The sequence below is a fragment of the Okeania sp. SIO2F4 genome (genome assembly GCF_010672385.1).
Classification (GTDB): Bacteria; Cyanobacteriota; Cyanobacteriia; order Cyanobacteriales; family Microcoleaceae; genus Trichodesmium.
In genome coordinates this window covers 1-12,405 of record NZ_JAAHGT010000189.1, presented here as the reverse complement: position 1 = coordinate 12,405, position 12,405 = coordinate 1, and the positions used below count along the sequence as shown (strand labels likewise).

Sequence of the window (12,405 nt, the reverse complement as noted above, 5' to 3'; positions counted from 1 at the left end):
CAAAATTTTCCTAACTGCCAAATGAATTTTTATCATCTGTCACAATTCCTGGAATTAGGCTGATTTTGCCGATTGACTCTAGATGTACTGTAGCGCTATAGTTCTTTCTCACTAAATCTAGTCTTTAGAGGAAATTCTCAATTTTTAGTTAGACTTTGCTCTTACCTCAAAATTTTCCTAACTACTAACTGAATTTTTATCATCTGTCACAATTCCTGGAATTAGGCTGATTTTGCCGATTGACTCTAGATGTACTGTAGCGCTATAGTTGTTTCTCACTAAATCTAGTCTTTAGAGGAAATTCTCAGTTTTTAGTTAAACTTTTATCATACCTCAAAACTTCCCTAACTACTAACTGAATTTTTGTTATCTGCCACAATTCCTGGAATTACCCCTTTTGCCCTCTTAAGTCTAGATGTAGTGTAGCGCTATAGTTCTTTCTCACTACATCTAGTATTTGAGGGAATTCTCAATTTTTAGCTTAAACTTTTATGCTACCTCAAAACTTGCCTAAGTGCCAACTGAATTTTTGCCATCTGCCACAATAGAACGCATACCTTCTAAAGTTGCTGGAATATTCCGGGGGTCCATAAACATAACCTTACTACTTTCACTACTACCAATTTTTTGACCCATATCTAGATAATTTTGAGCTAATAAAAATTGGAGTGCTTCTTTTGCATTGGGGTCTTCATGGAGAGTTTTAGTAATAATTTCTAATGCTTCAGCAGTTGCTTGGGCTTTCAATACTTGAGATTGACGTTCAGCTTGAGCCTTTAGGACAATTGCCTTTTGTTGTGCTTCTGCTTCTAAAACTGTTGCTTTTTGACGTGCTTGAGCATCAAGAACTTGTGATTCTGCTTTACCCCTAGCAGAGTTAATTGCAGAATCTCTTTCCCCTTCCGAAGTTAAAATTGCTGCCCGTTTTTGTCGTTCCGCAGTCATCTGTAATTCCATAGAATCTTGTACTGCTTTGGAAGGGCTAATATCTCGTAATTCGACTCTGGTTACTTTTACTCCCCAAGGGTCAGTAGCAATGTCTAATTCTCTGAGTAATACCTCATTAATTTCTGTGCGAGCTGTAAAAGTTTGGTCTAATTCTAATTTACCCATTTCTGCCCGAATTTGAGTTAGAACTAGATTAACCATTGCAGATTGGAGATTTTCTACTTTGTAGTAAGCTTTCTCCATATCCATAATTCGCCAATAAACCACAGCATCTACACTAATTGCTACGTTATCTCTAGTAATACATGGTTGAGGTGGAATATCTAATACTTTTTCCCGAATAGTTTCTTGATAAGAAATTCTATCCAAAAATGGGATAATAAATTTCAAACCGGCATCTAATTTTCTGCCATTATATCTGCCTAAAGTTTCAACTAAAGCTTCATTTCCTTGATTAATAACTTTGACACTTCCGGCTAGACTTGAACCACCTAAAGCTAAAAATACGAGTAAAAAAAACTGTTCCATTTTTCATCTCCTAATTATCTAAATTAGTTATTAGTTGTGATTTCAATTGATTTTTATGGGGAGGGTTTAACTGAAGAATTTAATGAATTTTATAGCAGAATCTCTTTGCCCTTCTGAAGTTAAAATTGCTGCCTGTTTTTTCCCTTCCACAGTCATTTCAGTTATTAGTTAGCCTCCGGATTAGGAACTGCGTTAACAGTTATTAGTTAGCCTCCTAGGTCGGAACTTCGTTAACAGTACCGACCGCTGAAAGAAAAGGCTTGAAATGCTAAAGTTTATTCTTTTCATCCCCTTAAAAGTGGCAAAAGGGGAGGCTTGAGACCTTATTTTTTGGTCATTTTTAATTCTACACATTTAATTCTATAGTCATCCTACTAAATAGGTCGTAACAAATCAAAAAGTAAATAAAAAAAACTGAAACTCCCACCTGTTGCATGTTGCCTGTTGCCTGTTCCCTAAAAAGCGATTTTTGACACGAATAAAATAGGATTGCTATATACAGAAATTAGCAATGATTTATGAGACTCACTGTAGTTGAAAAACCCTTTATAGGGTGAAGTTTTTCTGACATCTGAATTATTGATTGCTAGAGAACGTTGTCTTGCTTTTAATGGGCTAATATCTCTTCATTAATTGATAATTGATAATGGATAATTGATAATTACAAGAAGGTTAAAACCGTTACACCAATTGAAGATTAGGAAATATCATTTCTTCTCTTGGTCGATTGGATATGGCGTTTCGGCGCTTGAGCCGACATGAAAAGCGTACTTCGCAGCTCCTCTGCAAGAGGCAGCGGCTCTGTCAAGAGCGGGAGACCTCGCCATCCCATCCTACGGAATGCTTCGCTTTCCGACCGCTGTGTTGGTCGATTGGAGGCAAGCGAGGAGACCTCGCCATCCCATCCTGACGGAATGCTGCGCTTTCCGACCGCTTTTTTCCCCTATCCAAGGGGAAGCTTTAAACCACAATTATTTAATTAACAATTAATAATTAATAATTCGGTAATTAAACTCTAGATACTTTTACTCCTCAAGGATCAGTAGCAATGTCTAATTCTCTGAGCAATACCTCATTAATTTCTGTACGAGCTGTAAAAGTTTGGTCTAATTATAGTTTACCCATTTCTGCCAGAATTTGAGTTAAAACTAGATTAACTATTGCAGATTGAATATTATCGACTTTGTAGTAAGCTTTTTCTATATCGATAATCTGCCAATAAACTACAGCATCTATAGTAATTGCCAGATTGTCTCTAGTAATAGATAGTTTAGCTGGAATATCCAATACTTTTTCCCGATATAGTTTCCCGAGAAGCAATTATATCTACAAATGGGATAATGAATTTCAAACCTGCATCTAATTTTCTACCTTTATATCTACTTGAGGTTTCAAGCAAAGGTTGATTTTCTTGAGGAATAAACCAAACACTTCCAGCTAAAATATAACCACCTAAAGCCAGAAATAATAGCCCAAAAAATTATTCCATTTTTCATCTCCTAATTATCTAATAAGTTGTTATTTCAATTGATTTTGGTTGGGGAGATAAACAGAAGAATGTAATAAATTTTCTGGTAAGACAAACAAAGTATTACCTTCTCGTCTAACGACAATAACTTTTTCTTGAGCAGCGATCATACTATCTTGATCGTCACATTTAGCTCGCCAAGAATTACCTTCATAAAGCACCCTACCAGGCTGACCTGGTAATATTTCTGTTAAAGTTTCTGCTTCCTTGGCATCAGCAATACTAACTACTGTACGGTGGGGCAACAGACGACGGAAAGCAACAATAGAAGCTACAGAAAAAATCATCCACAAGGCTACCTGTAGACTCAAACTAGGAATTAAGAGGGACACTCCTGCCACAACAAAGGCACTTAGTCCCATCATAAATTCAACAAAGGCCGTGGGTACAAGGAGTTCTAAAAAACAAAGAATTGCCCCAGCTAGTAACCAAAATATCGTTGGATTTAATAGCATGGATAAATAGAAGTAGTGAGGTTAAAGAAGGGGTCAGCACTCAGCACTCAGCAATTAGTAGGATGGAACTCCGTTCCGCTCCGCGTTTCATGTCGGCGAAGCGCCGAAACATTTTTTTTTAGGTTTAGAAGGGGATTTCAAATCATCCGGCATATTTGCTGGGGATTTTAACCCAGAGCTGCTAAAAGCTGTTTCGCTACACAAAATGAAAAACGTAGTTACTACCCAAGAGGCTAGCTGAATACTAAAAGCTGATAGCTAGTTAAATTTATTAGTGATTTTTCCGTAAAATTACTGTAATTTGGTGACATCATTACCTAGAATCATACCTTGACAAATAATCAGGTATATGATTAGTTTATTGCGAAATTTATCAAGATAGCTTCTATCTCAACATATCTTTGCGTTTTGACGCTGAGAAAGTATTCTAAAAACCTCCTAATTTATTTATCAACAGCTAAGAAAACAATTCCTTACAAAAATTCTCAGATTAATTTTCAAATAGCAGAACTTTTTACTTCATAAAAAGTAAATTGTCTGACTTTTAACTTTTGACTTTTAACTTTTAACTTTTGACTTAATTTTATGATTACTTCTACCCCAATAATTTATTGTCCAAATATTAATTGTTCCAATCCGTCTAACTCCTGGGGTCGCCAAGAGTGTGAAGCTTGCCAAACTAAGTTAATCTATCGCTATTTATGGGCGGTTGCTCCAGGGGTTGAGATTTCTGTAGGGGAATTATTGGGCGATCGTTACTATGTTGTAGCTCCACAAGTTTGGCTGGATACTAAGCCTGGTGAACTTCCGTTTATGTATGAGGAGTTGCCAGATGATATTATGCCTTATCTACACTTATATCCCCAGAGGCTCCATACCCCAGAAGTATATGGTTTTTATCAATATGGAGAAGAAACTTATCCTACAGATATTCTGTTGCTAGATAACGTTCCTCTAGACTCTGAAGGTAAGTTGCTTCCTACTCTTGTGGAAGCTTGGCCCACAGCAGCTCCTGTACGTCAGGTCTACTGGTTGTGGCAAATGATGCAGTTATGGAAACCTCTATCAGAACAGCGTGTAGCTTTTAGTTTATTTACAAATAATTTACGGGTAGAAGATTGGCGGTTACGACTTTTAGAATTAGACCTACAAACCCATAATACTAAACTCAGGGATTTTAAGATTTTTTGGTCAAATTTGATTCCTACTGCTCATCCTCATATTCAAGAACCATTGACAGAGATTTGTCAGATGATTGGTGATATTGGGGAATCTTTAGAGGCGATCGCTCCGAAATTAAACCAACTACTATTAGAGCAGGCAGCCCAATTACCATTAAGTTTCCAAATAATGGGGGCTACAGATACTGGACCTGTCCGTCTGCATAATGAAGATTGTTGTTATCCTACAGAACAAGATTTAGTAAGTAACCAGCTAGTACCCCATTTAGCAATGATTTGTGATGGAGTGGGTGGCCATGATGGGGGAGAGGTAGCTAGTCAACTAGCAGTACAGTCCATTAAAAGATTGGTTCAAAACCTATTGACAGAGGTAGAGCAACAACAGGAGTTAACATCCCCAGATTTGGTAAATAAACAACTGGAGGAAATTATTCGGGTAGTCAATAATATGATTGCCACTGAGAATGATGAACAAGGAAGAGAGTCTCGACAGCGCATGGGTACAACATTAGTTATGGCAGTACAGTTACCTCAACAGGTGAAACCTTCCCCAGAATCAAATCCAAATAATGCCCATGAGTTGTATATAGCTAATGTGGGGGATAGTCGTGCCTATTGGTTAAGTAGAAATACCTGTAAGTTGTTGACTGTGGATGATAATGTTGCTTCTAGGGAGGTGCGTCTGGGTCATTGTCTGTATTGGCAGACATTACAACGTCGTGATGCGGGTGCTCTGACTCAGGCTCTGGGTACGAGGGATGGGGAGTTTATTCGTCCCACTATTCAAAGATTTTTGATTGAAGAAGAGGGTTTATTACTTTTATGTTCGGATGGTCTAAGTGATAATAATTGGGTTGAGAATTCTTGGGCTGAATATACTCCCAAGGTTTTCCGGGGTGAAATTTCTCTGAAGCAGGCAGTTGAGTCTCTAATTGATTTGGCGAATGAGAAAAATGGTCACGATAATACTTCGGTAGTGCTTGTCCACTATCGTCTTTCTCCAGAACAGTTAATTTTATCGAATATTCCTACACCACTACCTCCAGTTAGGGAAGCTTTAATGCCAGAATTGTCTGAGGCTTCTAAAGAACTTCTTTATAGTAATGATGAAGAAGTATCGGAACCTGAACCTGAGCCTAGAGACAACCCTGAACCTGAGCCTAAGTTGGAAACTGTTGTAGATTCTCCAAAATTAAAACCCTGGATGTTTATGGTTGGTTTGTTATTAATATTGTTGGTAGGAGCAATTGTAGCGGTGTGGCGGAATTGGGAAAATTTTCAGTCAACTCCTGATGATTCTCCTGCACCTTGGCAGAGTCCTATGATACCCTCGCCTTCGGAACCTCCAGTTTCTCCTAATTCTTAATCTTTATTCTGGGCTGATAAGTAGGTAGAGAAAATGATTTGTGTATTTACTAATCGGCTATATTCCTCATTACTTTTGACTCTTTACCTAAATGGAGCAATAAGGCCCACACCATAACGCTAGTTTGGTGTTGGGATGAATTGCGACCAACAAAAAAGAATGCAGGATTTATGTTGATCAGCGTTTTTCTGTTGTAAAATTGAGTGATGATAGTAAGAGAAGCCAAGCTATTAAACGGGTCTAAGGTGCAATATCAAGCCTTAGATGAAGCCATAAGAACCGCTCAATTCATTAGAAATAGAGCGGTTAGATTATGGCGGGACGAGCCTGATGTAAACAAGGCTCGTCTATCTCTGCTATGCAAAGAACTAGCTCACGAGTTTCCTTTTGCCAAAAAGTTAAACTCTATGGCGCGTCAGGCATCGGCAGAAAGGGCTTGGAATTCTATCTCTAACTTCTATCGTCGTTGTCGTGAGGGCGCGAAAAAGAAAGGCTATCCCCAATTCAAAAAGAATTCTCGCTCAGTTGAGTATAAAACATCAGGATGGAAGCTTTCAGAGGACTGTTTAACCATCAATTTCACAGATGGGTTTAAAGCTGGTCAGTTTTCTCTATTCTGTAATCATGAAACCCGAGAGGATTTATTCAGACTTAAAATTAATCGGGTGAGAGTTGTTAAACGTGCTGATGGTTATTATGCTCAATTCTGTTTCGATGCTAATCGTCAAGAAGCTGGAAACTATACAGGGAATGTGATAGGCATTGATTTGGGATTGAAGTATTTCTATAAAGACCAAAACGATAATACGGCCATTTATCCTAAGTATCTAAGACGAACCCAGAAGCGAATTAAAAAGCTACAACGACGATTATCTAGAAAGTTTGTTAAAGGGAAACCTCAATCAAACAACTACCACAAAGCTAGAATTAGATTAGGAAAAAGTCATTTGAAGATTCAACGCCAACGTAAAGATTGGGCAGTTAAGTTAGCTCGATGCGTAGTGTCATCTAACGATGTCGTGGTATATGAAGACCTGAAGATACAAAACATGGTCAAGAATCATCATCTGGCAAAGTCTATTTCTGATGCTTCGTGGTATCAATTCACTCAATGGCTAGACTATTACGGAAAGGTTTGGGATAAGACGGTAATTTCTGTAGCACCTCACTATACATCCCAAGACTGTTCAAACTGTGGTCATCGAGTCAAAAAATCACTCAGTACTAGAACTCATCAATGCCCAGAATGTAAGACAGAAATCTGTCGTGATACAAATGCGGCATTAAACATTTTAAAGAAAGGGATGAATATTCTAGGAGTTGAGTGGGTTCGAGGTACTGAAGGGCATTCAGGAACCTCTGGGAAACCAGGAACGCTTGAGAAGAGTTCGACCGCTGTTGATGAAGAGAAATCTGATTCAATAAGTTGTCTCGTTGAATCAAGAATTAACTTTGTTAAGAATCCCGCGCTGTAATTTTTAATTCAGCGTCGGGAGTATGTCAATCTTGCGTACTTCCTCACAGTTGAGATATTAATTTTTGTAGGTCTTTTGACATGGATGTATGGAAAATAATAATATTATCCCCTGAATCTCAATCTTTGATGAAAAAATTTTTGAAAGTTTAATAGATGTGAATTTGGGGTGGGTTTTATGCAAAAATAAAGAAATTGTTAAATAAGCATGTAATTTCTTCTTGGAGTTGCATGAAAATTTGTAGGTAGAGAATAATACAAGGTTTTATTATATGAAGGTAGGCGATCGTGTTCGCGTTAATAGTTCTGTTGTTGTTTATATTCATCCTGAACATAGAGGACAACCATTTGATCTTAAAGAGCAGGAAGGAGAAGTGATTAGTATTGTTAATGAATGGAAAGGCAGACCAGTTAGTGCTAATTTACCCATTCTTGTCCAATTTACAAAAAAACTTAAAGTTCATCTTAAGGAAGAGGAATTGGAAATAATCTCATAAATTAAGGTGAATACCAATGGGGTTTATGGGGCAGTGTCCCCATTAAATTCCCTATTTGATATAGCAGTCCGAATTTGAATTATATAGAAAATTTATTGAAATTAGGAAACCAAAGTAATAAGTACCTGGGCAAAATAACCAGTAGATTTTTGAATGTATGGAAGCATAAAGCAAATATTGCAGAGAAAGGTATATATACAATTTATTTTGTCTACCTATTTAGTTTAAGACTTTTTATCTAACGGGAGTTTAGTAAAAAATACTTAAAAAAAATAGCATTAAAAGCTTATATAGTAATAGCTTGATATCAAATAAAGCTGTTTCTTGATACAGGGGATTTCATTTAAGTAAGGCACACCCGTGCCAGGCAAGATGCCTACTCTACTCTACTCTACTTAAGTTCACAAAAGTTTTATTCTTAATCTTTGTACCTCATATACCTGGAATTTTATGCATTTCTAGATTTGAGCTATTTTTAGGTTTATTAATGTATTTCCTGTACCCCTATTGACTTTAAAGTCATTTTCGCTGTCAAAAATGTCAAAGTACCGCTAATTTCATGGATTTTTGACAAATAATTTTGCAGTGCTAAACTAGGTTTATTTCTGGTTATTTAGGGTAAATTAGTTGTAATAAAAAACCGAAAATATTGATGTCACTTCGCATTTTTTGTAGTTCTTTTTGGTGTTGTTCAGCTATAGCATAATACCACTGACAATAATTGTTAAAGTCTTCTCTATATTTTACCTCTTGATAAAATTCCTGGGTAGTTTGATAAACTTGACAAATTTCTGTAGCAGATGTGTTTGGTTCTGGAAAAATCTCTCTTAATTCTGGCTGCATCTAAAGTAAGTCCTATTATTGTTATTGAGGTATACAAATGTTTTGATTATAGCAAGAGAATATTGATGTGAAGTTTCTCTTCTATTAGACATAGGCGTGAAAAAGATATATACTTTTTGTAATAGTAGGGAATACTTAACTGTGAATAGGGAAAAGGTAAGATATTTTCAGAAAAAAGGCACGGAAAATGATGATTATTCCGAAATTTTACAACTATAGCTTATACGCCGTGTGCAACTTTTTCCAACCGACGAAATTTAGGGAGTTGTGAGAACCAGACTTTCCGCTCTTGACCCAGAAACGCTGATTATTCCGTAGAAAGTTGCACATCGCGTAGCTTATGCTAAATAAAAAAGAGTTGAACTCAACAAGTTATACCAAGGGTGATAAATCTTTGCTACAAATGACTAGGCTATTTATTAGGAGTCAGGAGTCGCATGGGAATCGCTTCAATACCATTTTTTTTGTCAAAAGTATATCTCCTGTCAAGTGTTTTAATCAAACTTATTATTCGTAACATTCTTTTTTTAAATTGGTCTTATGTGAAAAAGCGTTGCTGAATCAAGCTATGATATTAGGCGATCGCCATTAAAGAAAAATCATAGCCAAAATCAGCAACGTCTTTTTTTATATTGCTTATACCATTTTGAAAAAAGAATACTACAAAAAGTTACATCTCTATTGGAGATGTTTAAAAATAGCTGCTCCAATTCATTTTAGACAGCTTTCTCGATCATTTTCCTCTTTTTTTTCAATATTTATATAGAATCTGGTTATATAATATATATTGATAATTCTATAATTACTTCAAGCCTTCAATCCCCCCACCTCCCCATCTCCGAATCTCCTCATCTCCTCATCTCCGAATCTCCCGCAACCATATAATAAGTATTCAACCGGATTTGATCTGAATTGCACATAGCGCTATACCTTTAATTATGAGAAGGTAAGTAGCAAAAATTATAACTTGTCTACCACTAGAAAAAAATTCAAACACGATCACAAATCAAATAATTATTTTTATAACCAACCGCGCAGACGATAAACTATCATACCTATATATTCTTTCAATGCTTTAGTAGAATTTTGTAAATTTGCAGCATCAGGAATAATATTTAACAGAATACCTTGCCAACTATCTATTTTTTCCTGTAAGTCTCTTTCAGTAACTAAAAAATCTGTTGGTGCTGGAATTACTGGTATTTTCTGCTTTTTGAATATTAAAATAGAACGTGGAGTATGTAGTGCTGAAGTTACTAACAATACAGAACCTTTTATTTCTTTTGTTTCTAAAATTTGTTTAACATTAACAGCATTTTGATAAGTATTCAGAGAGTCAGTATCTTGTAAAATTGCTGTTTTTGGTACTCCCATAGACTCTGCAATTTCTGCCATATCTCCAGATTCAGGATTTCCTCCATCTTTCCAATCAATTCTACCTCCACTTAATATCATAAAAGGTGCTTTACCTTGTTTATATAATCTTACTCCATGTAAAATTCTATCTCCTGCTTCACTAAAATCTACCCAGGGGCGGGGGGAATTAGCTGGTTTAATCCCACCACCTAAAACTACTATTGCTTCTGCCGAAGGTAACTCTTTTGGCGGTAAATTTTGCCATTCTAAAGATTTAATAAGTCCTTGAGAAACCCAAGAATTACTAAAAGTAAGTGTTACTATAAATGCCAAAAAAATTACTAATGCTGACCATTTTGGATACCACCATAACAACACAAAAGCTATCAGCATTAGGAAACAAGATAGTCCTAATGGATAGATAAATAAAGGGAGTAATTTAGAGAGAAACAAAAACATTGGTAGTTCGGAAATTAAATAAGACCTCACTTAAGGAGGAGTTGAAATTAATAATTATTATGATGTGCAGATAATAGGTAATTTTTGTTTGTAGTAGGGCTTGAGCAATTTCTATCTTAGGGCTTCAGCCCTACTACTAGCTGTAATTATAACTATAGTGTTTTTATTTGAGATGTAAATCTAGATAATGGTTTTTTATAATAAAAAAAGAGTGCCGACCGGGTATAAATTCCCTTGTCTTTTTCAGTATTTAATGTTTTTTTCCCTTTTTTACTATTGTAACAGTGGCAATTCCCTATTCCCTTTTTATTTTAATAGAACTCAATTTTCACATCCCATTCAGAAACGCTATATTTAACCGAACACGATATTACCTATTTTTTAGAAGAGAATTAACTCAAAGGAATTTTTTTATTTCAACCTTAATTTAATGGTAAAAATAGTTTTGATAGATAACCAATCTTAAACAGCATTATCTCAAAATCAAAGTTATAAAAATCTATCAATAGTATCAAACTTAAGAGACTATTAGTATTTCTTTCGAGATTTTGAGGATATTTGACTTTGCCTGAAAAACCAACTTAATACAGAAACACCACTACGTTCTCTAGGTGTTTTAGGCCATCTTTTAATTGGTGTAGTTGGTTTTGATGGTGTGGGAGAATCTACAGGTTCAGCATCTGGTTTTTCTGGAATTTCTGGTCTTGATTCTATTTTCGACCAAAAACCTAATAATCCAGCAGAAATTCCTCCAATTACACCAAATATAATACTTGATTTGATTGTATATTCTAGTAAGCTAAAACTAATACTGAAAAATAGAGTAGCTGCTAGTCCGGCAATTAAGCCTGTTGATATTGATGGTTTATCCATGCTTTTTCATAGTTATTAGAAACAACAATTTTTTCAAATTTAACTAAAAATTCTAGTTTTCATTCAATTTATAGATCGGCATTAATATAGCTTTCTATTATACCAGTCTGAAGAAAGAAATACGAAGCCTACCCTACTAATAAGTTACGCAGGCTTAGGTAGATTAATTCTAGCGATTATCGTAACTGAAAATCTAAGGAAATTCCTAGTAATAGTGCTCTGAGTATAGTCACAATATTGCCTTATCTGGCATGGAACTTTTAAGCTCCACTCACTATAACTGTAACAGCCAGGACTATCAGATTGGCTTTTGCAGTTATTTTTACTAAAATGTGTTCTTTGATACAGCAAAAAATTAGTTGACATCATCTTTAGTTGGTTAGTACAACTTTAGAGGCTAGGGATATTGAGGTACGACCAATACAATACCTCAATGTCCTGCTAATAAAAGCCTTCTAATGTTGATATCAATAATCCAGCAGTCGCGATCGCATAACTCCAAAAAAACTGAGATAATATTGTTTTTATCTTCAACATAGCTTCCATCTACTCAAGAAAAACGCATCTAATTTTTTTGACAAATGACCAAAATTAGAATTGGAAAATAGAATATGCGATCGCAAATGCGATCGCATTCCGTAGGAAAGGGGACTCGAAGTCTATCGCTGCTCAAATCACCATCAAAAAACACCTAAACTTTCAACGGTCAAAACTATCAAATAAATTTGATAATTAATAATAAAAAAAAACACTCTTAAACTAAATATTATAGTTTCCGTATTGGATAATTATCCTAGTAATAATAGAAATTTTTCACTACGGAAACTCCAGCCAAAAAAGAGTATTTATGAGTATTTTAGTGAACTAGAAGAGCCGAGGGTAGATAGAACTAAACGT

General features: G+C 35.6%; 8 protein-coding genes and 1 pseudogene. 3 read left to right on the top strand and 6 right to left on the bottom strand.

From position 1 onward, the window contains the following. Positions 1-510: 510 nt before the first annotated feature. The 3 genes and pseudogenes from F6K22_RS14275 to F6K22_RS14265 all read right to left on the bottom strand — a co-directional run bounded on the left by F6K22_RS14275 (position 511) and on the right by F6K22_RS14265 (position 3,459). Positions 511-1,476 (bottom strand): SPFH domain-containing protein, encoded by a 966-nt coding sequence (locus tag F6K22_RS14275; protein WP_293098685.1) that lies wholly within the window; start codon positions 1,474-1,476, stop codon positions 511-513. 1,035 nt (positions 1,477-2,511) lie between these two features. Next, positions 2,512-2,938 (bottom strand): annotated as a pseudogene (locus F6K22_RS14270) (paraslipin); the annotation flags it as partial. 56 nt (positions 2,939-2,994) lie between these two features. Next, a complete protein-coding gene (locus tag F6K22_RS14265) occupies positions 2,995-3,459 on the bottom strand; it encodes an NfeD family protein (RefSeq protein WP_293098683.1) in 465 nt (154 codons plus the stop codon). A gap of 585 nt (positions 3,460-4,044) precedes the next feature. Between F6K22_RS14265 and F6K22_RS14260 the strand changes: the two genes are divergently transcribed. The 3 genes from F6K22_RS14260 (at position 4,045) to F6K22_RS14250 (ending at position 7,977) form a co-directional block, all read left to right on the top strand. After that, positions 4,045-6,006: a PP2C family protein-serine/threonine phosphatase gene (locus F6K22_RS14260; protein ID WP_293098680.1), complete on the top strand. Its 1,962-nt coding sequence runs from the start codon at positions 4,045-4,047 to the stop codon at positions 6,004-6,006. Positions 6,007-6,212: 206 nt separating this feature from the next. Beyond that, positions 6,213-7,481, top strand: coding sequence for an RNA-guided endonuclease InsQ/TnpB family protein (locus F6K22_RS14255; protein WP_293098687.1), 1,269 nt, complete (start codon positions 6,213-6,215; stop codon positions 7,479-7,481). A 271-nt stretch (positions 7,482-7,752) separates the two neighbouring features. Beyond that, on the top strand, positions 7,753-7,977 hold the full coding sequence (locus F6K22_RS14250) for a ferredoxin-thioredoxin reductase variable chain (RefSeq protein WP_293098677.1): 225 nt from the start codon (positions 7,753-7,755) through the stop codon (positions 7,975-7,977). 609 nt (positions 7,978-8,586) lie between these two features. Here F6K22_RS14250 and F6K22_RS14245 read toward each other — a convergent pair. The 3 genes from F6K22_RS14245 to F6K22_RS14235 all read right to left on the bottom strand — a co-directional run bounded on the left by F6K22_RS14245 (position 8,587) and on the right by F6K22_RS14235 (position 11,508). Beyond that, positions 8,587-8,820, bottom strand: a complete 234-nt coding sequence (locus F6K22_RS14245) for a hypothetical protein (protein WP_293098674.1) — start codon at positions 8,818-8,820, stop codon at positions 8,587-8,589. 1,020 nt (positions 8,821-9,840) lie between these two features. Beyond that, the gene (locus F6K22_RS14240; protein WP_483244135.1) at positions 9,841-10,569 is read right to left on the bottom strand and encodes a YdcF family protein; all 729 of its coding nucleotides are present in this window, start codon (positions 10,567-10,569) and stop codon (positions 9,841-9,843) included. A 594-nt stretch (positions 10,570-11,163) separates the two neighbouring features. After that, positions 11,164-11,508, bottom strand: a complete 345-nt coding sequence (locus tag F6K22_RS14235; protein ID WP_293098668.1) for a hypothetical protein — start codon at positions 11,506-11,508, stop codon at positions 11,164-11,166. Positions 11,509-12,405 lie beyond the last annotated feature (897 nt).

Coding starts and splice junctions, on each gene's coding strand:
- F6K22_RS14275 (WP_293098685.1), bottom strand. CDS start 1,476: ATGGAACAGTTTTTTTTACTCGTATTTTTAGCTTTAGGTGGTTCAAGT.
- F6K22_RS14265 (WP_293098683.1), bottom strand. CDS start 3,459: ATGCTATTAAATCCAACGATATTTTGGTTACTAGCTGGGGCAATTCTT.
- F6K22_RS14260 (WP_293098680.1), top strand. CDS start 4,045: ATGATTACTTCTACCCCAATAATTTATTGTCCAAATATTAATTGTTCC.
- F6K22_RS14255 (WP_293098687.1), top strand. CDS start 6,213: ATGATAGTAAGAGAAGCCAAGCTATTAAACGGGTCTAAGGTGCAATAT.
- F6K22_RS14250 (WP_293098677.1), top strand. CDS start 7,753: ATGAAGGTAGGCGATCGTGTTCGCGTTAATAGTTCTGTTGTTGTTTAT.
- F6K22_RS14245 (WP_293098674.1), bottom strand. CDS start 8,820: ATGCAGCCAGAATTAAGAGAGATTTTTCCAGAACCAAACACATCTGCT.
- F6K22_RS14240 (WP_483244135.1), bottom strand. CDS start 10,569: ATGCTGATAGCTTTTGTGTTGTTATGGTGGTATCCAAAATGGTCAGCA.
- F6K22_RS14235 (WP_293098668.1), bottom strand. CDS start 11,508: ATGGATAAACCATCAATATCAACAGGCTTAATTGCCGGACTAGCAGCT.